The sequence below is a fragment of the Streptomyces sp. RLA123 genome (assembly GCF_056270165.1).
The window spans coordinates 2,950,971-2,972,995 of record NZ_JBWDOR010000003.1 but is presented as its reverse complement, the minus strand read 5'-3'; the positions used below and the strand labels follow the sequence as shown (position 1 = coordinate 2,972,995).

Annotated in this window: 19 protein-coding genes, 1 pseudogene and 1 riboswitch; of the genes and pseudogenes, 8 read left to right on the top strand and 12 right to left on the bottom strand. The window is 70.3% G+C overall.

All coding sequences use genetic code 11. The features are described from left to right. Positions 1–35 precede the first annotated feature (35 nt). Together RV983_RS13280 and RV983_RS13275 are read right to left on the bottom strand one after the other, a co-directional pair. Positions 36–1,046: a ribonucleotide-diphosphate reductase subunit beta gene (locus RV983_RS13280; protein WP_475985996.1), complete on the bottom strand. Its 1,011-nt coding sequence runs from the start codon at positions 1,044–1,046 to the stop codon at positions 36–38. Then, positions 1,046–3,433 (bottom strand): ribonucleoside-diphosphate reductase subunit alpha, encoded by a 2,388-nt coding sequence (locus tag RV983_RS13275; RefSeq protein WP_475985995.1) that lies wholly within the window; start codon positions 3,431–3,433, stop codon positions 1,046–1,048. The genes RV983_RS13280 and RV983_RS13275 overlap by 1 nt, the downstream gene beginning before the upstream one ends. Before the next feature lie 148 nt (positions 3,434–3,581). Next, a riboswitch (cobalamin riboswitch) is annotated at positions 3,582–3,658 on the bottom strand. A 299-nt stretch (positions 3,659–3,957) separates the two neighbouring features. Here RV983_RS13275 and RV983_RS13270 point away from each other — a divergent pair. After that, on the top strand, positions 3,958–4,929 hold the full coding sequence (locus RV983_RS13270) for a helix-turn-helix domain-containing protein (protein WP_475985994.1): 972 nt from the start codon (positions 3,958–3,960) through the stop codon (positions 4,927–4,929). 58 nt (positions 4,930–4,987) lie between these two features. Here the strand turns inward: RV983_RS13270 and mctP are convergent, their stop codons facing one another. From mctP to RV983_RS13255, 3 genes are all read right to left on the bottom strand, one after another. Further along, on the bottom strand, positions 4,988–6,640 hold the full coding sequence (gene mctP, locus RV983_RS13265; protein WP_475985993.1) for a monocarboxylate uptake permease MctP: 1,653 nt from the start codon (positions 6,638–6,640) through the stop codon (positions 4,988–4,990). After that, on the bottom strand, positions 6,637–6,897 hold the full coding sequence (locus tag RV983_RS13260; protein WP_475985992.1) for a DUF3311 domain-containing protein: 261 nt from the start codon (positions 6,895–6,897) through the stop codon (positions 6,637–6,639). The genes mctP and RV983_RS13260 overlap by 4 nt, the downstream gene beginning before the upstream one ends. A gap of 150 nt (positions 6,898–7,047) precedes the next feature. Next, positions 7,048–7,827, bottom strand: a complete 780-nt coding sequence (locus tag RV983_RS13255; RefSeq protein WP_475990309.1) for a GntR family transcriptional regulator — start codon at positions 7,825–7,827, stop codon at positions 7,048–7,050. Between the two features lie 226 nt (positions 7,828–8,053). Between RV983_RS13255 and RV983_RS13250 the strand changes: the two genes are divergently transcribed. The 6 genes from RV983_RS13250 to RV983_RS13225 all read left to right on the top strand — a co-directional run bounded on the left by RV983_RS13250 (position 8,054) and on the right by RV983_RS13225 (position 15,930). Further along, complete coding sequence (locus RV983_RS13250) at positions 8,054–9,331, top strand: extracellular solute-binding protein (RefSeq protein WP_475985991.1); 1,278 nt, start codon at positions 8,054–8,056, stop codon at positions 9,329–9,331. Positions 9,332–9,433: 102 nt separating this feature from the next. Beyond that, positions 9,434–10,402 (top strand): carbohydrate ABC transporter permease, encoded by a 969-nt coding sequence (locus RV983_RS13245; protein ID WP_475985990.1) that lies wholly within the window; start codon positions 9,434–9,436, stop codon positions 10,400–10,402. Further along, positions 10,399–11,295, top strand: coding sequence for a carbohydrate ABC transporter permease (locus tag RV983_RS13240; RefSeq protein ID WP_475985989.1), 897 nt, complete (start codon positions 10,399–10,401; stop codon positions 11,293–11,295). Before RV983_RS13245 ends, RV983_RS13240 begins: the two co-directional genes overlap by 4 nt. Continuing rightward, a complete protein-coding gene (locus RV983_RS13235) occupies positions 11,292–12,815 on the top strand; it encodes a glycoside hydrolase family 3 protein (protein WP_475985988.1) in 1,524 nt (507 codons plus the stop codon). Before RV983_RS13240 ends, RV983_RS13235 begins: the two co-directional genes overlap by 4 nt. 50 nt (positions 12,816–12,865) lie before the next feature. After that, entirely contained in the window at positions 12,866–13,936 is a 1,071-nt protein-coding gene (locus RV983_RS13230) for an SIS domain-containing protein (protein WP_475985987.1), read from the top strand. A 545-nt stretch (positions 13,937–14,481) separates the two neighbouring features. Continuing rightward, positions 14,482–15,930: a sensor histidine kinase gene (locus RV983_RS13225; protein ID WP_475990308.1), complete on the top strand. Its 1,449-nt coding sequence runs from the start codon at positions 14,482–14,484 to the stop codon at positions 15,928–15,930. Between the two features lie 132 nt (positions 15,931–16,062). Here the strand turns inward: RV983_RS13225 and RV983_RS13220 are convergent. Next, positions 16,063–16,321 (bottom strand): annotated as a pseudogene (locus RV983_RS13220) (WhiB family transcriptional regulator). A gap of 318 nt (positions 16,322–16,639) precedes the next feature. Continuing rightward, the gene (locus RV983_RS13215; protein ID WP_475985986.1) at positions 16,640–17,605 is read right to left on the bottom strand and encodes a diacylglycerol/lipid kinase family protein; all 966 of its coding nucleotides are present in this window, start codon (positions 17,603–17,605) and stop codon (positions 16,640–16,642) included. A gap of 72 nt (positions 17,606–17,677) precedes the next feature. On the opposite strand from RV983_RS13215, the gene RV983_RS13210 reads away from it, so the two are divergent. Further along, positions 17,678–18,097, top strand: coding sequence for a hypothetical protein (locus tag RV983_RS13210; RefSeq protein WP_475985985.1), 420 nt, complete (start codon positions 17,678–17,680; stop codon positions 18,095–18,097). 19 nt (positions 18,098–18,116) lie between these two features. On the opposite strand, the gene RV983_RS13205 is transcribed toward RV983_RS13210, so the two are convergent. The 5 genes from RV983_RS13205 to RV983_RS13185 form a co-directional block, all read right to left on the bottom strand. Then, on the bottom strand, positions 18,117–19,055 hold the full coding sequence (locus RV983_RS13205) for an RNA polymerase sigma factor SigF (RefSeq protein WP_475990307.1): 939 nt from the start codon (positions 19,053–19,055) through the stop codon (positions 18,117–18,119). A gap of 43 nt (positions 19,056–19,098) precedes the next feature. After that, positions 19,099–19,512 carry an ATP-binding protein gene (locus RV983_RS13200; RefSeq protein ID WP_319665704.1) on the bottom strand — a complete coding sequence of 138 codons (414 nt, stop codon included), beginning with the start codon at positions 19,510–19,512 and terminating at the stop codon, positions 19,099–19,101. 207 nt (positions 19,513–19,719) lie between these two features. After that, complete coding sequence (locus RV983_RS13195; protein WP_475985984.1) at positions 19,720–20,229, bottom strand: N-acetyltransferase family protein; 510 nt, start codon at positions 20,227–20,229, stop codon at positions 19,720–19,722. Positions 20,230–20,239: 10 nt separating this feature from the next. Next, positions 20,240–21,130, bottom strand: coding sequence for a 1-aminocyclopropane-1-carboxylate deaminase/D-cysteine desulfhydrase (locus RV983_RS13190; protein WP_475985983.1), 891 nt, complete (start codon positions 21,128–21,130; stop codon positions 20,240–20,242). A gap of 4 nt (positions 21,131–21,134) precedes the next feature. Then, positions 21,135–21,974 carry a hypothetical protein gene (locus RV983_RS13185; RefSeq protein ID WP_475985982.1) on the bottom strand — a complete coding sequence of 280 codons (840 nt, stop codon included), beginning with the start codon at positions 21,972–21,974 and terminating at the stop codon, positions 21,135–21,137. Positions 21,975–22,025 lie beyond the last annotated feature (51 nt).

Sequence of the window (22,025 nt, the reverse complement as noted above, 5' to 3'; positions counted from 1 at the left end):
TGTCGCCGCCCGCAGCCTCACCCCCGCGGTCCGGATCAGAAGTCGTCGTCGAAGGAGACCGAGCCCTCGACCGCCACCTGGTACGCGGAGGCGCGGCGCTCGAAGAAGTTGGTCAGCTCCTGGACGTTCTGCAACTCCATGAAGGAGAACGGGTTCTCCGAGCCGTAGTGGGCCGGCAGGCCGAGACGCACCAGGCGCTGGTCGGCGACGCACTGGAGGTACTCGCGCATGGAGTCGGTGTTCATGCCGGGCAGGCCGTCGCCGCACAGGTCGCGGGCGAACTGGAGCTCGGCCTCGACGGCCTCCTCCAGCATGGCGGTGACCTGCTTGCCCATCTCCTCGTCGAAGAGGTCGGGCTCCTCCTGGCGGACGGTGTCGACGACGTGGAAGGCGAAGTCCATGTGCATCGACTCGTCGCGGAACACCCAGTTGGTGCCGGTGGCGAGCCCGTGCAGCAGGCCGCGGGAGCGGAACCAGTAGACGTACGCGAAGGCGCCGTAGAAGAACAGGCCCTCGATGCACGCCGCGAAGCAGATCAGGTTGAGCAGGAAGCGCCGGCGGTCCGCCTTGCTCTCCAGGCGGTCGATGGACTCCACGGAGTCCATCCAGCGGAAGCAGAACTGTGCCTTCTCGCGGATGGAGGGGATGTTCTCCACCGCGTCGAAGGCGGCGGCGCGCTCCTGCGGGTCGGGCAGGTAGGTGTCGAGCAGCGTCAAGTAGAACTGGACGTGCACGGCCTCCTCGAAGAGCTGCCGCGACAGGTACAGCCGTGCCTCGGGCGAGTTGATGTGCTTGTAGAGCGTCAGCACGAGGTTGTTGGCCACGATCGAGTCGCCCGTGGCGAAGAAGGCGACGAGGCGGCCGATCATGTGCTGCTCGCCGGGGGAGAGCTTGGCGAGGTCGGCGACGTCGGAGTGGAGGTCGACCTCCTCCACGGTCCAGGTGTTCTTGATGGCGTCGTGGTAGCGCTCGTAGAAGTCCGGGTAGCGCATCGGACGCAGGGTCAGCTCGAAGCCCGGGTCGAGCAGTTTCTTGGTGGAGCTCATTACTGGCAGGCCTCGCAGGACTCGGGGTTCTCAAGGGAGCAGGCGATCGCCTCGGCCTCGGGCGTCGTCTGCTGGAGCGGGATGGCCGAGGGGGCGGCCGCGCGGGCGGACTGGGCGATGCGCGTGGCCGGGCGGGAGCGCAGGTAGTACGTCGTCTTCAGGCCCTGCTTCCAGGCGTACGCGTACATCGAGCTGAGCTTGCCGATGGTGGGCGAGGCCAGGAAGAGGTTGAGCGACTGGCTCTGGTCGAGGTACGGCGTACGGGCCGCGGCCATGTCGATCAGGGCGCGCTGCGGGAGCTCCCAGGCGGTGCGGTACAGGGCGCGGACGTCGGCGGGGATCCAGTGGAAGCCCTCGACGGAGCCGTTGGACTCGCGCAGGGCGTCGCGGGTCTGCGCGTCCCAGACGCCGAGCTTCTTCAGCTCGTCCACGAGGTAGGAGTTGACCTGGAGGAACTCACCGCTCAGCGTCTCGCGCTTGAACAGGTTGGAGACCTGCGGCTCGATGCACTCGTAGACACCCGCGATGGAGGCGATGGTGGCGGTCGGGGCGATGGCGAGCAGCAGCGAGTTGCGCATGCCGGACGTGGCGACGCGGGCGCGCAGCGCGTCCCAGCGCTCGGGCCAGTTCGCCTCGGTCGCGTAGTGGTCGGGGTGCAGGACACCGCGGGCGGCGCGGGTCTCGGACCAGGCCGGGTGCGGGCCGTGCCGCTCGGCGAGGTCGCAGGAGGCCTCGTACGCGGCGAGCATGATGCGCTCGGCGATCCGCGTGGACAGCGCCGTGGCCTCGGCGGAGTCGAAGGGCAGCCGCAGCCTGAAGAAGACGTCCTGAAGACCCATCACGCCCAGGCCCACCGGGCGCCAGCGCTCGTTGGAGGAGGCGGCCTGCCCGGTGGGGTAGAAGTTGATGTCCACCACGCGGTCGAGGAAGGTGACGGCGGTGCGGACGGTGGCGTCCAGCCGCTCCCAGTCGATGACGTCCTGCCCGGCGGCGCCGTCCCTGACGAAGGCGGCCAGGTTGACCGAGCCCAGGTTGCAGACCGCGGTCTCGCCGTCGTCCGTGACCTCCAGGATCTCCGTGCAGAGGTTGGAGGAGTGGATGACCCGGCCGGGCTCGGCGGTCTGGTTCGCGGTGCGGTTGGAGGCGTCCTTGAAGGTCATCCAGCCGTTGCCGGTCTGCGCGAGGGTGCGCATCATGCGGCCGTACAGCTCGCGGGCCGGGAGGGTCTTGCGGGCCAGGCCCGCCGCCTCGGCCTTGCGGTAGGCGGCGTCGAACTCCTCGCCCCACAGGTCGACCAGCTCGGGCGTGTCGGCGGGGGAGAACAGCGACCAGTCGCCGTCGGCGTCGACACGGCGCATGAACTCGTCCGGGATCCAGTGCGCCAGGTTGAGGTTGTGGGTCCGGCGCGCCTCCTCACCGGTGTTGTCGCGCAGCTCCAGGAACTCCTCGATGTCCGCGTGCCAGGTCTCCAGGTAGACGCAGGCCGCGCCCTTGCGGCGGCCGCCCTGGTTCACGGCGGCGACGGAGGCGTCGAGAGTGCGCAGGAACGGGACGATGCCGTTGGAGTGGCCGTTGGTGCCGCGGATCAGCGAACCGCGGGAGCGGATGCGGGAGTACGACAGGCCGATGCCGCCGGCGTGCTTCGACAGCCGGGCGACCTGGTGGTAGCGGTCGTAGATGGAGTCCAGCTCGTCCAGCGGGGAGTCCAGCAGGTAGCAGGAGGACATCTGCGGGTGCCGGGTACCGGAGTTGAAGAGCGTGGGGGAGCTGGGCAGGTAGTCCAGCCGGCTCATCAGGCCGTAGAGCGCGGCGACCTCGTCCAGCGCGCGGACGGTGTGGTCCTCGGCGAGACCGCAGGCCACCCGGAGCATGAAGTGCTGCGGGGTCTCGATGACCTGACGGGTGATCGGGTGGCGCAGCAGGTAGCGGCTGTGCAGGGTGCGCAGGCCGAAGTAGCCGAAGCGGTCGTCGGCGCGGCCGGCGAGGGCGGCGTCGACCAAGCCGTCCAGCCGGGCGGCGTGGGTGGCCACGAACTCGGCGGTGCCGTCGGCGATCAGGCCCTCGCGGTGGCCGACGGCGATGGACGCGGAGAAGGACACCGCGCCCTGGCCGGTCGCCTCTTCGGCGATGGCGATCGTCAGCAGCCGGGCGGCGAGGCGGGAGTACTGGGGGTCCTCCGAGATCAGCCCGGCGGCGGCCTCCGTGGCCAGCGCCCGCAGTTCCGCCTCGTCCGCCGCGGCGCTGCGGCCGCGCAGGGCGGCGGCGGCGACCCGGCCGGGGTCGGTGTCGGGGAGGTCTGCGGTCAGCTCCGTCAGGGAGCTCAGCAACTCGGTTCCCGGTGAAGCGGGGTCCGATGCGGTGGCGGGTGCTGCGGGCGCGATGGTCACGTGTGCTCTCTCCCTCGTACGGCGACGACGCGAGAGGGAGGAGCGGGGCGCACGCAGGGCAGGGCATGCCGCGGCGCGTCCGCCGGCCCAACCCGCGAGGCCCGGACACTTCACCGTCCGGACGGCGCGCCGGACGGTGCCGTCGGCAGGTACTCGGACTCGCGGGCATGCCTCAAGGCGCCCGCACACCGTTGCGGGGCAGTCCCGGATTCCCACCGGCTTCCCCTGCGGCGACAGCGGAGTCGAGCATACATCTAGTGGCGCCCGCTCATGGCGCCACCAGATGTTGTGTCGGAGGGGTCACGGATTGCCCGGTTCACGCATGCCAGTCGTGACCGTCCCGGGAGTCGTGGACGTGTCCGGTCAGGGCGGCGAGCGCCAGAAGGAGGAAGAAGACGAGTGCGGTGACGGTGGCGAGGAGGGTTTCCATGTCCTCGACTGTGCTCCTCGTCCGCCCCTGCCGGGAGTGGCAGGACTGTCGTACTCCCTCGAAATCCTGCCAGAGCTCTGTCATGCTGGTGCGCATGCTGCAGAACGTGGCCGTGGTGCTGCTCGACGGTGTCCATCCCTTCGAACTGGGCGTGGTCTGCGAGGTGTTCGGGCTCGACAGATCGGCCGACGGGCTGCCGGTGTACGACTTCGCCGTGGCCTCCGCGGAGGGCCCCACCCTGACCTCCCCGGGTGGTTTCACCATCGGCACCTCGCACGGGCTGGAACGGCTGGAGGAGGCCGACCTCGTCGCGGTGCCGGCCGGCGACTCCTATGTGCGCCGGGAGTACCCGCCGGAGCTGCTGCGGGCGTTGAACCGCACGGTGGAGCGCGGCGCGCGCGTACTCAGCGTGTGCTCCGGCGTCTTCGTCCTGGCCGCCGCGGGTCTGCTGGACGGCCGCCGCTGCGCGGCACACTGGCGGCACGCCGAGGAACTGGCGGACCGTTATCCGCTGGCCCGGGTGGAGCCCGACGTGCTCTACGTGGACGAGGACCCCGTGATCACCTCGGCGGGCACCGCCGCCGGGATCGACGCCTGTCTGCACCTGGTCCGCAAGGAGCAGGGCAGCGACGTGGCCAACGCGATAGCGCGCCGCATGGTGGTGCCGCCGCACCGCGAGGGCGGGCAGGCGCAGTACATCGAGCGTCCGCTGCCGCGCACCCGGTGCGACACCGTGGGCGAGGTCCTGGGGTGGATGGAGCGCCACCTGGACCGCGAGGTGACCGTCGACGAACTCGCGGCCCGTGCGCACATGTCGCCGCGCACCTTCGCGCGCCGCTTCCAGCAGGAGACCGGGACGACGCCCTACCGCTGGCTGCTGGGCCAGCGGGTCCTGCTGGCCCGGGAGTTGCTGGAGGCCACTGGCGACACCGTGGACGCGGTCGCCGTCCGCGCGGGCTTCGGCAACGCGGCGACGCTGCGCCATCACTTCGCGCGCTGGGTGGGGACCACCCCGCAGGCGTACCGCCGTGCCTTCCACCGGCCCGAGCAGGCGCGTACCGCATGACGACGGGCCGCCGACCCGTCCCAGGGCGGCGGCCCGTGACCGTGGCCGGAAGCGGCCGTCAGTGGCCGGCGGCGACCGGCACGTCCGGCAGATCGCCGGGCAGATCCGGCTGCACGCCGGGGTCGCCGGCGTCGGCGGTGTAGTCCTTCCGCGCCGTCTCGTCCAGGCCCTCGGGCGCCTTGAGGGCCCGCAGGACCAGGGTGAGGACGACGGTGACCACCACGTTGAGCACGAAGGCGGTCAGGCCGATGTAGCCGATCTGGCCGATGACCGGGATGGTGTCGGAGGACCCGCCGAAGTGCTTCTGGGCGGGGCTCGCGACGCCGTAGGCGGCCCAGGTGCCGTAGACCATGCCGACCGCCCAGCCGGCCAGCAGTGCCCAGCGGTGGAACCAGCGGGTGAACAGCCCGCCGACCAGGGCCGGGAAGGTCTGGAGGATCCAGATGCCGCCCAGCAGCTGGAAGTTGATGGCGACCGTCTTGTCCATGGTGAGGACGAAGACCAGCGCGCCGACCTTGACCAGCAGCGAGACGATCTTGGAGACCTGGGTCTCCTGCGCCGGGGTGGCGTTCGGCTTGATGAAGTCCTTGTAGATGTTGCGGGTGAACAGGTTCGCCGCGGCGATCGACATGATCGCGGCGGGCACCAGGGCGCCGATGCCGATCGCGGCGAAGGCCACGCCCGCGAACCAGGACGGGAACATGTTCTCGAAGAGCTGAGGGATCGCCAGCTGTCCGTTGTAGCCCGTGATCCCCGCCCCGACCCCGCTCGCCAGCGCCATGAAGCCGAGCATCGCCAGGAGGCCGAGCATCAGCGAGTACAGCGGCAGCACGGTGGTGTTGCGGCGGATGACGTCGCGGCTGCGGCTGGAGAGCACCGCGGTGACCGAGTGCGGGTACATGAACAGCGCCAGGGCCGAGCCCAGCGCCAGCGTCCCGTAGGCCCACTGCGCGGTGTCGCCGGGGGCCAGGGATCCGCGGGGCTTGCCGGTGGCCGGGTTGACCTGCGCGTAGGCCTCGCCCGCCTTGGCGAAGATGTGGTCGAAGCCGCCGAGTTTGATCGGTATGTAGATGATCGCCACGGCGATGACGATGTAGATCAGGGTGTCCTTGACAAACGCGATCAGCGCGGGCGCGCGCAGGCCCGAGGAGTACGTGTACGCGGCCAGCACGCCGAAGGCGATCAGCAGCGGCAGGTCCTTGACGAACCAGTTGGACGACGCGCCGCCGCCCACGCCCATCACGTCCAGCACCGCCTGGATGCCGACGAGCTGGAGTGCGATGTAGGGCATGGTGGCGAGGATGCCGGTGACGGCCACCGCCAGGGACAGGCTCTTGGAGCCGAAGCGGCCGCGGACGAAGTCCGAGGTGGTGACGTAGCCGTGCTTGTGGGAGACCGACCACAGCCGCGGCAGGAAGGTGAAGACCAGCGGGTAGACCAGGATCGTGTACGGCACCGCGAAGAAGCCGGACGCGCCCGCGGCGTACACCGCCGCCGGGACGGCGACGAAGGTGTAGGCCGTGTACAGGTCACCGCCCAGCAGGAACCAGGTGATCCAGCCGCCGAAGCTGCGGCCGCCGAGCCCCCACTCGTCCAGGTGCAGGGAGTTCTCCGCCCTGCGCCAGCGGGCGGCCAGGAAGCCGAGCACCGTGACGACCACGAAGAAGAAGATGAAGACGGCGAGTGCGACGCCGTTGACCCCGTCCTTCACTTCGACGCCTCCTTCCGTGCCTGCTCCTCGCGGCGGACCAGGACGTACGCGGTGTACGTCAGCCCGGACGAGAGGAACACCCACAGCATCTGGTACCAGTAGAAGAACGGGATGCCGATGAACTCGGGGGTCAGCTTCGCGTACGAGCCGACCCAGAGCATGGCAACAAAGGGGATGACGAGGCAGACACCGGCGATCACGCGGGTGGGGGTGGCCACCGGTGGCCGAACCGGAGTTCCGGATGGTTGCTCGGACATTGCTGCGGCTCCGTCCTGATCTCACTCCTGTGTAATGCGCAGGAAATCTAGGTCAGGCGCAGGCGCACGTCACTACCCGTCCGCATTGCGGTATGGAAACGATCTCCACGGACGGGAACCATTCCGGAACTTCCGGGCCTCCCCCGGGGATTACGGGCGTCGCAGCCGGGCCACGAACTTGTAGCGGTCGCCGCGGTAGACCGAGCGCACCCACTCCACAGGCTGTCCGTCGGCGTCGATGGAGTGCCGGGACAGCAGCAGCATCGGCAGGCCCACGTCGGTGCCGAGCAGCCCGGCCTCGCGCGGGGTGGCCAGCGAGGTCTCGATGGTCTCCTCGGCCTCGGCCGGCCGCACGTCGTAGACCTCGGCCAGGGCGGTGTAGAGCGAGGTGTACTTGGCCAGGCTGCGGCGCAGCGCGGGGAAGCGCTTCGCCGACAGGTGGGTGGTCTCGATCGCCATCGGCTCCCCGTTGGCCAGCCGCAGCCGCTCGATGCGCAGCACGCGGCCGCCGGCCTTCATGTCGAGCAGTTCGGCCAGCCGGTCGTCGGCGGTGATGTAGCCGATGTCCAGCAGCTGCGAGGTGGGCTCCAGGCCCTGGGCCCGCATGTCCTCGGTGTACGAGGTGAGTTGCAGTGCCTGGGAGACCTTCGGCTTGGCGACGAAGGTGCCCTTGCCCTGAATGCGTTCCAGCCGGCCCTCGACGACCAGTTCCTGCAGGGCCTGGCGCACGGTGGTGCGGGAGGTGTCGAACTCCGCCGCCAGGGTGCGTTCCGGAGGTACCGGCGAGCCGGGCGGCATCGTCCGCGTCAGCTCCAGCAGATGGCGCTTGAGCCCGTAGTACTTGGGCACCCTGGCGGTTCGTCCGGCCGCGGTCGCCGCGGTATCCGCGGACTCCGTCACCGCCGACCCGGTCTCGCCGTCGCTGTCCATCGCCTCTGCTCCCGTGTGCTGTCGTGCTGCCGTCACCGGCTCCTCCGTCATTCGCGGCTCACATCGTGGCACGGTCAGGGGCCATATCGCGTTACGGGCCCCAGATGTCGGTCCGGTAACGGACGCGACCGGTGCTCTTATACACCCTTGACACCCCTAAAGGTCTAGGCCAAGCTTCGGGCACTGGTCTACACCACTTGGTACTCACTGCCCTGGGGAGGGTGTTGTGAAGCGCAAGCTGATCGCGGCGATCGGTGTCGCAGTCATGGTCGCCGGCGTTGCGGCCTGCGGTTCGGACGACAAGGGCTCCGACAAGGCCGCCGCGCCCAAGGAGATCACCGTCTGGCTGACGGTCGACGCACAGAAGAACTGGCCCGAGCTGGTGAAGCAGGCGGACGACGCCTTCACGGCCGCGCACAAGGGCGTGAAGATCCACCACGAGTACTACGAGTGGACCGCCAAGAACCAGAAGCTCGACGCCGTCCTCGCCACCAAGAAGGTGCCGGACGTGGTCGAGATGGGCAACACCGAGACGCTCGGCTACCTGGTCAAGGGCGCGTTCGCCCCGATCGACAAGAGCAAGTTCGAGAACTCCGGTGACTGGCTGGACGCCCTGGAGGGCTCGGTCACGTACAACGGCAAGACCTACGGCGTGCCTTACTACGCCGGTGCCCGTGTCGGCACCTGGCGCAAGGACGTCGCCAAGGCGGCCGGTGTCACCAAGGCCCCGACCACCTGGGCCGAGCTGACCGACGCGCTCGACAAGATCCAGAAGAAGAACGGCGACAAGTTCTCCGCCTGGTACCAGCCCAGCCGTGACTGGTACACCGCGCTGGCCTTCGTCAAGGACGCCGGCGGCGACGTGGCCAAGGAGGACGGCGGCAAGTGGACCGCCTCCCTCTCCGACCCCAAGTCCATCGAGGGCCTCAAGACCTGGAAGGGCGTCCTCGACAAGTACTTCCACGGCGACAAGAACAAGGACGAGTCCGACCGCTACATCGTCTACGGCCAGGGCAAGTCCGCGCTCATCTACGGCGCGAGCTGGGAGGGCGGCGCGGCCGCCGACCCGAAGACCGACAAGACCGGCAAGCTCAAGGACAACCTGGAGACCTTCGCGCTGCCCGGCCCGAACGGCGACCTGCTGCCGAACTTCATCGGCGGCTCCGACCTGGTCATCCCGGCCAAGTCCGCCGCGCAGGACCTCGCCGCCGACTGGATCAACGACTTCACCAACACGGCGGCCCAGAAGGTCCTGATCTCCAAGGGCAACCTGCCCAACGCCAAGTCCCTGCTCGCGCCGCTGAAGGACGACCCGGCGACGGCCGCCTCGGCCCGCGCCAACGAGAACACCTGGTTCGTCCCGACCGCCCCGGGCTGGCTGCAGGTCGAGAAGAAGCAGATCCTGCAGAACATGCTCAACGACATCGCCGTCGGCAAGGCGTCCATCGAGGACGCGGCGAAGTCCGCCGACGACCAGATCAACGCGGTGATCAACGCCGGCTGACCAGGGGTCAGGGCGCCACAGTGATCGACGCCGGCCGGCCGCCCTCGGGCGGCCGGCCCCGGTGCGCGAACACCAGGGACTGGAGTAGCCGAGGAGCACATGATGAGTGCCGTTGACACATCGCCCGACAAAGTGCCGCTCTCGCGGCCGCCGGCGGGACCGGGCCGCAGATCACGCCGTCTGGGCGGGGCCGCGCTTCCCTGGGCCCTGCTCGCACCGACCATCGGTGTCCTGGTGCTGGTCCTCGGGTATCCGCTGGTCCGGCTGATCACCCTGTCCTTCAAGCAGTACGGGCAGGCCGAGCTCTGGCAGGGGCTGCCCGGTGACTGGCAGGGCTTCGCCAACTACACCCAGGTGCTCGGCGATTCGGAGTTCTGGGCCGTCGTCCTGCGCACCCTGCTCTTCACCATCGCGGCGGTGCTGCTCACCCTCGTCCTCGGCATGGCGGTGGCGCTGCTGCTCCAGCGGGTCTCGCCCTGGATGAAGACACTGATCAACATCGCGCTGGTGGCGAGCTGGGCGATGCCCGTCGTCGTCGCCATCACCGTCTTCAAGTGGATGTTCGACAGCGACTACGGCGTCCTCAACTGGCTGCTGAGCCGGCTGCCCGGGGTCGACTTCAGCGGCCACAACTGGTTCACCGACACCCGGCAGGGCTTCCTCGTCATCACCTTGATGGTGGTCTGGGGCGCCATCCCCTTCGTCGCCATCACCCTGCACGCCGGCCTCACCCAGGTGCCCAGGGAACTGGAGGAGGCTGCCCGCATGGACGGGGCGGGCCCGGTCAAGGTCTTCCGGCACGTCACCCTTCCCGTGCTCAAGCCGCTCATCGTCATGCTGACCACCTTGTCGGTCATCTGGGACATGGGCGTCTTCCCGCAGGTCTTCCTCATGCGCGACGGCCACCCCGAGCCCGACTACCAGGTGCTCACCACCTACTCCTACGACCAGGCCTTCGTCGCCAACGACTACGACGCGGGCGCGGCCATCGCCGTCATCACCGTGCTGCTGCTCCTCGGCGTGATGGCCGTCTACATGCGCCAGATGCTGAAGATCGGAGAGGTGGAGTGACGACCGTGCTCGACACCGCCCCCGCCCCGGCGGCCCCGCCCGCCTCCCCGGCCCGCCGCGCCGCCCGGCGCCCGCGCCGCAAGGGACGCACCGTCTACAACCTGCTCGGCCTGCTGGTCGTGGTCGTCACCGGCTTCCCGGTCTACTGGATGCTGAACACGGCGTTCAAGCCCGCCAAGGACGCCATCGACCCCGACCCCAAATTCTTCCCGACCGGCCTGTCCTTCCAGAACTTCTCCGACGCCCTCGACATCGGTGACTTCTGGGGCTCGGTCGGCCGCAGCCTCATCGTCTCCGGCTCGACCGTCGGCCTCGGCCTGGTCATCGGGCTGCTGGCGGCGCTGGCCATCTCGCGCTTCGTCTTCCGCGGCCGCAAGGCGGTCATCGTCGCCATCCTCGCCGTGCAGATGGTGCCGCTGGTCGCGATGATCATCCCGGTCTTCCTGCTGCTCAACCAGATCGACCAGATCGACAAGCTCTCCGGCCTCGTCATCACGTACCTGACCTTCGTCCTGCCCTTCACGGTCTGGACGCTGCGCGGCTTCATCGTCAACATCCCCAAGGAGCTGGAGGAGTCGGCGATGGTCGACGGCTGCACGCGCATGGGCGCGTTCCTCCGCATCGTCCTGCCGCTGCTCGCCCCCGGCCTCGTGGCCACCTCGATCTACGCGCTCATCCAGGCCTGGAACGAGTATCTCTACGCGATGCTCATCATGAGCCAGGAGCACCAGACCGCAACCGTCTGGCTGGGCAACTTCGTCACCTCGCGCGGTACGGACTACGCGCCGATGATGGCGGGTTCGACCATGATGGGCGTTCCTGTGGTGATCTTCTTCCTGATCGTGCAGCGCAAGGTCGCCGCCGGCCTGACCGCCGGGGCGGTGAAGGGATGACCGAGACCTTGAGTCAGATCCCGGACGGCATCGCGGACGCCGACGAACTGGCACGGGACGCCCTGGCCGTCCTGCAGCCCGGTTTCCACGGCACCACCGCCCCCGAGTGGCTGCTGCGCCGGCTCGCCGAGGGCCTGGGCTCCGTGGCGCTGTTCGCCCGCAACATCGAGTCGCCCGAGCAACTCGCCGCGCTCGCCGCGCAACTGCGTGCCGTACGGCCCGAGGTGCTGATCGCCGCCGACGAGGAAGGCGGCGACGTGACCCGGCTGGAGGCCCGGACCGGTTCCTCCTTCCCCGGCAACCTCGCGCTCGGCGCGGTCGACGACACCGTCCTGACCCGTGACGTCGCCGCCGAGCTGGGGCGCCGGCTGGCCGCCTGCGGGGTCAATCTCAACTGGGCGCCGTCCGCCGACGTCAACTCCGACCCCGGCAACCCGGTCATCGGGGTGCGGTCCTTCGGCTCGGAGCCGCTGCTCGTCGCCCGGCACACCGCCGCCTATGTCGAGGGGCTGCAGTCCGCGGGCGTGGCCGCCTGCACCAAGCACTTCCCCGGGCACGGCGACACCTCCGTCGACTCCCACCACGCCCTGCCCAAGGTGGACGTGGACACCGGCACCCTGCACTCCCGTGAACTGGTCCCGTTCCGCGCCGCCCTGGCCGCCGGCACCAAGGCCGTCATGAGCGCGCACATCCTCGTCCCGGTCCTCGACCCCGACCGCCCCGGCACGCTCAGCCCCGCCGTCCTGACCGGACTGCTGCGCGACGAGCTCGGTTACGACGGCCTCATCGTCACCGACGGCATCGAGATGCGCGCCATCGCCGACACCTACGGCGTGGAGCGCGGAACGGTGCTGGCGATCGCGGCCGGTGCCGACGCCATCTGCGTCGGAGGCGGCCTCGCCGACGAGGAGACCGTGGTCGCCCTCCGGGACGCCATCGTCGACGCCGTGCGCGCCGGCGAACTGCCGCGCGGGCGGCTCGCCGACGCGGCCGCCCGGGTACGGGCGCTGGCCTCCTGGGCCACCGGCGCGGCCGGTGCCGCCGCCGGCAGTGCGCCGGATCCGGAGATCGGCCTCATGGCGGCGCGGCGCGCGCTGCGCGTGACCCGGACCGAGGAGTACGTGCCGATCGCCGAGGCGCCCTACGTCGCCGCGTTCACCCCGGTCGCCAACATCGCGGTCGGCGCCGAGACGCCGTGGGGGGTCGCCGCCGAACTGGACCGGCTGCTGCCCGGGACGGTGACCGGCACCTTCCGCCAGGGCGATGCTTTGACCGCAAATGTGCTCCGGTCCGCGGCGAACCGTAGGATCGTCGCAGTGGTCCGCGACGTGCACCGTCACCCGTGGATGGCCGAGGCGCTGGGCGCCCTGCTCGCCGCCCGGCCGGACACGGCGGTGGTGGAGATGGGCGTCCCCCAGGCTCCGCCCTCCGGCGCGCTGCACATCGCGACCCACGGCGCGGCCCGCGTGTGCGGGCGAGCGGCCGCGGAGGTCGTCGTCGGCAAGGACGCCGACGCCTGACCGCCCCGGCGGCGCCACCCGTTCCAGAGACCGACCTGGAGGCATGCAGAATGTCCGCCCCGACTCCGACCCAGCAGCCCTCGATGCCGGGCCGGATCATGTCCGGCGAGATGGCAGAGCAGCCCACCGTGCTGCGCCGCATCCTGGAGGAGGGCGCGCCGCGCATCCGTGAGATCGCCGAGCAGATCGCCGCGCGCAACCCGCGCTTCGTCCTGCTCACCGCGCGCGGCACCTCCGACAACGCGGCGCTGTACGCGAAGTACTTGATCGAGGTACTGCTCGGCAAGCCGGCGGGCCTGACCTCCATGTCCACCACGACCGCCTACGGCGCCCGCCCGGACCTCACCGACTGCCTGGTCATCACCGTCAGCCAGTCCGGCGGCTCGCCCGACCTGGTGGCCTCCACCCGGGCCGCCCGCGACGCCGGTGCGATCACCCTGGCGGTCACCAACAACGCGGACTCGCCGCTGGCCGAGGTCTCCGAGTTCCACATCGACGTGCTCGCCGGGCCGGAGAAGGCGCTCCCGGCCACCAAGACCTACACGGCCGAGCTGCTCGCCCTCTACCTCTTCGTCGAGGGCCTGCGCGGCGGCGACGGCAACGCCGCCAAGATCCTCCCCGAGCTGGCCGAGCAGATCCTCGCCCGCAAGGACGAGGTCAGGACGCTGGCCGGCCGCTACCGCTTCGCCGAGCGCCTGGTGCTCACCTCGCGGGGCTACGGCTACCCGACCGCGAAGGAGGCCGCGCTGAAGCTGATGGAGACCAGCTACATCCCGGCCCTGTCCTTCTCCGGCGCCGACCTGCTGCACGGTCCGCTGGCGATGGTCGACAACGTCTCGCCGGTCATCGCCATCGTCACCGAGGGCAAGGGCGGCCAGGCCCTGCAGCCGGTCCTCGACCGGCTCCGCGGCCGGGGCGCCGACCTCGTCGTGATCGGCAACCGGGCTTCCGTCGAGGCGGCCTCCGCCGGCTTCGTACTGCCGACCGCGGGTGTGGCCGAGGAGGTCCAGCCGATCCTGGAGATCCTGCCGCTGCAGATGCTCGCCTACGAGGTCACGATCGCCCGCGGCCAGGACCCGGACGCGCCGCGCGCCCTGGCCAAGGTGACCGAGACGCACTGACGCCGCGCCGCGTCCGGCCCGTGGGCGTGGGGGGTGAGGAACTCGATGTCCTGCCCGCCGCGTCCACGGGCTTTTCGCGTGCCGCGCGGGGACGGGGAGCGGAGGAGCCGGGGAGCGCCGCGGGCGTCGATCGTCAAAGATGTGAAGCCGCGGTGCGTGAAAGGTGCGGGGACACAGTGAGGGCAAGGGCGCAAAAGTCCCGGAAACCACTTCGGGCCGCGGCGCCGGAACGGGACCCTCAGCCCGTCCAGCACCGCAGCCCGGAGCTGCTGTCGGCACCATGGCACGCGGGGTGTGCGGTTCCCGCGGCTTGCTGGAGCCGACTCGTGAGGCCTGGCGCAGTCAGGGCAGAGAGCGCCCCGGCCTCGGTCCACCCTTCTGTGCGGGAAGGATGGAAGTTCAGTTGTTCACATCAATTCTGGACTAGACCATTATCCGTTGTCCATAAGCTGACGCAGTCAGATCATAGGCGTTCGAAGGCCATTGTGGGGGACTGGATGTCAGCGCTTGCCATGAGCGCGGGTACGCTCATTTGCGTGCCCTCCATGAACGAACTCGTACGCCAGCACACCGACCTCGACGATTCCGATCTCGAGTGGCTCCATCTGCTGGTGTCGGAGTGGCAATTGCTCTCTGATCTTTCTTTCGCCGACCTCGTTCTGTGGGTACCCACGAGCGACGGCACGCGCTACGTATCCGTCGCGCAGATGCGCCCCAACACCGGCCCCACGTCGTACCAGGACGACATGGTCGGCCATCTCGTGCCGCGCGGCCGCCGTCCCATGCTGGACGCCGCGCTCGACGAGGGCAGGATCGTGCGGGAGGGCGACCCCGAGTGGCGCGAGGAGGTGCCGGTGCGGGTCGAGTCGATCCCCGTGCGCCGGGCCGGACGGGTCCTGGGGGTGATCGCGCGCAACACCAATCTGCTCACCGTGCGCACGCCGAGCCGGCTGGAGCTCACCTATCTGCAGAGCGCGTCCGACCTGGCGCAGATGATCGCGGCCGGCACCTTCCCCTTCCCGTCCGAGCAGGTCGACATGGACGCCTCGCCGCGCGTCGGCGACGGACTGATCCGTCTCGACGCCGAGGGCATCGTCCAGTACGCCAGTCCCAACGCCCTGTCCGCCTACCACCGCCTCGGCCAGGCCACGGACCTCGTCGGCCACCATCTGGGCACCGCCACCGCCGAGCTGGCCCCCTCGCGCGGCAAGAGCCACGAGGCGCTGGTGACCGTCGCCGGCGGCAAGGCGCCGCGCGAGACCGAGATCGAGGGCAACGGCGGCGTCATCCAGCTGCGCGCCATCCCGCTGAGCCCCAAGGGCGTCCGCAGCGGCTCGCTGGTGCTGCTGCGCGACGTCACCGAGCTGCGCCGCCGCGAACGGGAGCTGATCACCAAGGACGCCACCATCCGGGAGATCCACCACCGGGTGAAGAACAACCTGCAGACGGTCGCCGCCCTGCTGCGGCTCCAGGCCCGCCGGATGGACTCCGACCAGGGCCGTGAGGCGCTGGAGGAGGCGGTGCGGCGGGTCGGCTCGATCGCGATCGTGCACGAGACCCTGTCGCAGAACCTCGACGAGCGCGTCGAGTTCGACGAGATCGCCGACCGCGTGCTGGCCATGGTCGCCGAAATCTCACCCGGTCGGGTCACCACCCGGCGCGCCGGGTACTTCGGCGTCCTCAGCGCTGATGTGGCCACCCCGCTGGCGATGGTCCTCACCGAACTGCTGCAGAACGCCCTGGAGCACGGATTCGGCCCCGCCGAGCAAGGCTCGGTCGAGATCTCGGCGGAGCGGCGCCAGGGGAAGCTGGCGATCGCGGTGCGCGACGACGGCCGCGGCCTGCCTCCGGGCTTCGATCCGCAGCGGGCGGGCAACCTCGGGCTGCAGATCGTACGGACCCTGGTGGTGGGGGAGTTGGGCGGCACCTTCGATATGGTCCCAGCCGAGGAGCGCGGGACGAAGGTGCTGCTGGAGCTCTCGCTGGAGAGCTGAACTCCCGCCGTGCGACTGGCCGGAGCAACGTAAAAGCCCCGGCTGCTCGGGGGAGCTGCCGGGGCTTTTTGCGTTGCGATGCTGCGCGGTTCGGAGGTGCTGCGCGCTGCGGCTCGGGGGTAAGCGAGTGCGTCAGGCGCTGGCGTTGCGGGCGCGGTTGCGGGCGGCGCGGCGCTTCATTGCGCGACGCTCGTCCTCGCTGAGGCCACCCCACACGCCGGCTGTCCTGGCCGGTCTCAAGCGCCCACTGCAGGCACTGCTCCATGACGGGGCAGCGGCGGCAGACGGCCTTGGCTTCCTCGATCTGCAGCAGCGCAGGACCGGTGTTGCCGATAGGGAAGAAGAGCTCAGGGTCTTCTTCGCGGCAAACGGCGTTGTGACGCCAGTCCATGGCTGCTCCATCTCCTTGTATTGCTTGCACATTGCTTGTGAATGTGAACGCTTTCACGAATCCCCAGACACGACACGGGACATCGCCCAGTCTCCTGGGTGCGGTCCCGCGGGGGTGTGGTGAGGATTCCGGCTACTGAGGACGCCCGTAGAGCGGCTGTCCCGATCGCCAAGAAGAGACTCGCAAACCTGGGCTGCGGATACAACCCCTTCCGGAAACTTTTTTTTGATTCCTCGGTGTCGGCTCGGTCACAGCCGTACTTCCATGGGGTGCAGGGCAGCCTAAACGTTCGAGTGGAAGGACTTTATGTCCTTCTGCTTACACAATCACACGCAGTGCACGGCGTACGCCTGAGAAGGTTGCGCTGATTCGCAGTCCCAGGTGGTCTCCGTCCACCTGGAACGGCAGTGGCGCCTGCGAATGCAAGGTGAAGTCCGTCAGATCGTGCAGCGAGGCCGCGTGCTTCCCGTGCGGCCCCCGCTCGGGGGTCGATCGCAGCAGTTGCGTGGCGATACGGGTCAGCGCGGCGGTCGACAGACGGGAGAGCCCGAGCACGTCGAGGGCGGTGTCGAAGGACGCCCGCGGCGACGCGTACACCGGGCGATTGCCCAGGTAGGTCCAGGGGGCGGTGTTGCAGACTATGGCGATCGCGAGATCGGTGACCGGGTCCTCGCCCGGCTGCTCCAGCGTGATCGTCCCGCCGCGGCGGGACTCGGCGAGGAACTGCCGGACCATCTGCCGTATGTAGAGCGCGTGCGTCGAACGCTTGCCGAGCTCCCGCTGCTGTTCGACCCGGCCGACGACACCGGCGTCGAAACCGAGGCCGGCGCAGAAGGTGAACCAGCGCTCCGGCACGCCCTCGTCCGCGGTGCCCGGCGTGCCGCTCACGCGGCCCAGGCCGACCGTCCGCGAGCTTCCCTCCCGCAGGGCGTCCAGCAGGGCCCCGGTCGCCTCCACGGGGTCGTTGGGCAGCCCCAGGGCGCGCGCGAAGACATTGGTGGATCCGCCGGGCACCACCGCGAGCTTCGGCAGGCCCTCCGGGTCCGGGCCGTTGTGCAGCAGCCCGTTGACGACCTCGTTGACCGTGCCGTCGCCGCCCAGGGCCACGACGAGCTCGATCTCGCCGCCCTCGGCGGCCTGCCGCGCGAGGTCGCGCGCATGGCCCCGGTACTCGGTGGCGGCCACCTCCAGCTTCAGGTCGCTGGCGAGCGCGTGCGCGAGGACGTCACGGGTACGGGCGCTGGTGGTGGTGGCGGCGGGATTGACCACGAGGAGAGCGCGCATGACCGCCAGGGTACCTACCGGGCGGTACCGGCCCCTACTCCCGGTGGGAGCGGAGGCGGATACCCTGCTCGGGTGAGTGGCACAGAGAACACCGTGCGCCCGGGCCGTACGAGCCGCCTCGCGGCCGCCGCCGCGGTAGCGGCACTGGAAGGCGCCGCGCTGGCGGCGTGGGGCATCGCGATGCTCGTCCTCGGGCTGGTCGGCAACCCCGACAGCCCGCGCCAGGCCGAGGCCGGCGGACTGACGGTGCTGGCCCTTTCGGCCATGCCCCTGGCGGCGGCGTACGGCCTGTGGCACGCCCGCCGCTGGAGCCGCGGCCCCGCCCTCATCATCCAGCTCGTCGCGCTGCCGGTCGCCTGGACCATGGTGCAGAACGGCGGTGTGATGATCGCCGCGGGCGCCGCACTGGGCGCCGCGGCGATCGCCGAACTGGTACTGCTGGTGCACCCCGCGGCCACCGAGGCGCTGGGCATCACCGCCACCGAGGGCTAGCCCTCCGGCCCGGCGGCCGTCACTCCTCGACGAGCAGCTTGTCGCGCAACTGCGCCAGGGTGCGGGCGAGCAGCCGGGAGACGTGCATCTGGGAGATGCCGACCTCCTGCGCGATCTGCGACTGCGTCATGTTGCCGAAGAAGCGCAGCAGCAGGATCTTCTTCTCACGCGGCGGCAGCTGCTCCAGCAGCGGCTTGAGGGACTCCCGGTACTCGACACCCTCCAGTGCGTCGTCCTCGGCGCCCAGGGTGTCGGCCACGGCCGGCGACTCGTCGTCGGTGTCGGGCACGTCGAGCGAGAGCGTGCTGTAGGCGTTCGCGGATTCGAGGCCCTCGAGGACCTCCTCCTCCGTGATCTTCAGATGCTCGGCCAGCTCGTGCACGGTCGGGGCCCGCCCGTGCCGCTGGGAGAGCTCGCCGGTGGCCGTCGTGAGCGACAGGCGAAGCTCCTGGAGCCGCCGCGGGACGCGCACGGCCCAGCCCTTGTCCCGGAAGTGCCGCTTGATCTCGCCGACGACGGTGGGGGTGGCGTACGTGGAGAACTCCACCCCGCGGTCGACGTCGAACCGGTCGACGGACTTGATCAGGCCGATCGTGGCGACCTGGGTGAGGTCGTCCAGCGGCTCGCCGCGGTTGCGGAAGCGCCGGGCGAGGTGCTCCACCAGCGGCAGGTGCATCCGCACCAGCCGGTTGCGCAGCTCGGCACGCTCCGGCGAACCCGGCGGAAGCTTGCCCAGCTCCACGAAGAGCGCACGTGCCCCGGCCCGGTCGTGCGGGTCGTGGTGCTCGTGCTGCGCCTGCTGCTCCTGCTCCATGCGACCCGCCTGATCCGCCTGATCCGCCTGATCCGTCTGCTCGGGCGCGTCCTTGTCGTCGGGACGGTCCGCCGGTCCACTGCCAGGGTGGGGCCGTGCCTCGTCCTGTTGTGCCGCAGGGGCGGGTACGGGGCGGCCCCTCACCCCAGGCGTACTGCCTTCCAGATCGTTCACGGCGATTCCCCCGTTACAGCTGTCCCGGTCCGGCACCGCGCTTCTTGTGCAGGGCGATGCTCACGGTCTTGTCCTCGGCCACGCTGGAGTCCACCTCGCCGGCCAGGGCCGAGAGCACCGTCCAGGCGAAGGTGTCGCGCTCCGGGGCGCGGCCGTCGGTCGTGGGAGCCGACACGGTCACCCACAGAGCGTCCCCGACCAGGCGGAAGACGCAGCTCAGCACGGACCCCGGGACGGCCTGCTGGAGCAGGATCGCGCACGCCTCGTCAACGGCGATGCGCAGGTCTTCGATCTCGTCGAGGGTGAAGTCCAAGCGGGCCGCGAGGCCGGCGGTCGCCGTACGCAGCACCGAAAGATAGGCCCCCGCCGCGGGCAGCCGGACCTCGACGAAGTCCTTCGACCCGGGCTCGCCTGCGATCTCGGACACCCTCACCTCCAAGGTGGCACTCGCACTGCCCTCATCGGCATTGCATTGGATCTGGTTCGGTTCGCCAGCGACGCTATCGCGATCCGTACCCCGGTGTCGCCCGGACGGAGCACGGCCGCCGCCATGAATGGGCCCCGGCCCGGCACCCCATGGCTGTCACCCATAGTAGGCGCATGCGCACGCACCGTGGGTAGGGGGCGAGGGGTCTCAATTCGAAAGAGAAGTCGCTTTGTTGACACGTGCCTGCTCCGCGAGGGTGCGCAGCGGTTCGCCGGCCATCCGCTGCACCGTCCATCCGACCTGGGGACGGGCGCCCATCGCACGGTAGAACGCAATCGACGGCTCGTTCCAGTCCAGCACGGACCACTCGAAGCGCTCGTAGCCCCGCTCGACGCAGACGGCGGCCAGCTCGGCGAGAAGCGCCTTGCCGTGGCCGCCCCCGCGCGCGGAGGGGCGTACGAACAAGTCCTCAAGGTACACGCCGTGGGTGCCGGTCCAGGTGGAGAAATTCAGGAACCACATGGCGAAGCCCACCGCGGCGCCGGTGTCGTCGTCCTCGGCGATGAACGCGAAGACCGCCGCCCCGGGGCCGAAGAGCGCCTCCCGGAGCTGCGCGTGGGTCGCCCGCGCGCTGTCCGGCTCCCGCTCGTACTCCGCGAGTTCGCGGATCATCGAGTGGATCTCCGGGATGTCTTCGGGGGCCGCGGATCGGATCATGCGGCCAAGGCTAACCGCTCGGCCGGCCGGTCACGACGGCCGCTACGACCGTCCCCTCGGGGAAGGCACCCTCGGCGGCCAGCGTGAACAGGCCGTGCAGCATCTTGGCGACGTACACGGGGTCAGGCACGAAGCCGTGGCGCGCGCCGAAGTCCTCCGCGAAGGCGTCGAGGGCGGGCGTGCGGCGCGCGTATCCGCCGTGGTGGAAGCGGTCCTCCAGGTGCCAGGCCCCGCGCCGCCCGCCGAAGGCCGCCTCCTGGAGGCGGCCTATGTCCTCCCGCAGGAATCCGCCTCCCCTGAGGACGGGAAAGCCGATCGCCCGCTGCCCCGGGCCCAGCCCCGCGGCGAGCCCCGCCAGGGTGCCGCCCGTGCCGCAGGCGACACCGACGACGTCCGCCGCGCCGCGCAGTTCCTCGCCGAGTGCCACGCACCCTTGTGCGGCCAGGGCGTTGCTGCCGCCCTCGGGCAGCACATAGGCGGGGCCGAACCGCTCAAGGAGCTCCGCCAGCACCTCAGGCTCGTCCTTGCGGCGGTAAGCGGCACGGTCCAGGAAGTGCAGGCGCATGCCGTCGGCGGCGGCACGGGCGAGCGAGGGATTCAGCGGGCGCCGGGCGAGCTCGTCGCCGCGCACGACACCGACGGTGGACAGTCCCAGCAGGCGGCCCGCCGCTGCGGTCGCGCGCAGGTGGTTGGAGTAGGCCCCGCCGAACGTCAGCAGCACCTGGTGTCCCGCGTCGGCCGCCGCGCGCAGGTTCAGGTGGAGCTTGCGCCACTTGTTGCCGGGCACCTCCGGGTGGATCAGGTCGTCCCGCTTGACGAGCATGCGCAGGCCGCGCCCCGCCAGCCGCTCGTCGCCGGTCAGCTCGACGAGGGGGGAGGGCAGCCGGACATCCGCGATCACGGCTTCATTGTGACGTCACCCGGGGGAGCGGGACGCGTCGGCAGCTTCGGGTCAGGGGGAGGCCGCGTCGAGGGTGTCGGCCAACCCCACGGCCGCCTCCCCGGTGTTCCCCTCGGGCAGCGGTTGCTCGGCCCACAGCACCTTGCCGTCGGGGGTGTAGCGGGTGCCCCAGCGTTCGGCGATCTGCGCGACGGCGGCTCATCGCGACGGGGTCCAAGTGAGGGGTCTGCCGCCGCAGCCGCTTGGAGATGAGCGCCGTGCCCGCCATGGCCAGGGCGAGCGCGGCGGCGCCCGCGCCGAGGACGATCGGCAGTTGCCGGTTCACCACGACCGTCACGTTGGTGACCTTCATGCCGGCCGACACCAGGGCGATGATTGCGCCGTGCGGGTCGTCGACGGGGTCGTGCACCGGAACGACGGCCTGCACCTCGTGGCCGAGCGGGCCCTGGACGCTCTCGGTGTAGACCTTGCCGTGCAGCGACGGCTCGATGGTGCCGACGAACCGCTGGCCGATCCGCGCCGGTATGGGGTGCGTGTAGCGGGTGCCGTGGGTGTCCATGACGACGATGAAGTCGACCCCCGCCTCCTTGCGGGCCAGTTCGGTGACCGGTTGCAGCACCTTGGAGGGATCGGGGCCCTTCAGTGTCTCCGGCAGCCCGGGGGAACGCGCGAAGGTGCGCGCGGCGGCGACCGAGCGGTTGACGGCCTCGCGCTCGCTGTCGTGCCGCGACTGCAGCACCAGGGCGAGCATTCCGCAGGCCACGAGCAGCACGACCACCGCCACCTGGAGGATGAAGACCTGCCCGGCGACGCTGCGGGGACTCTTCTCGCTCAGTGACCGCACCGGTACATCCCGAATCGGCCGAAAAGTTCGACCATGTCGCCTTTGTGGCAC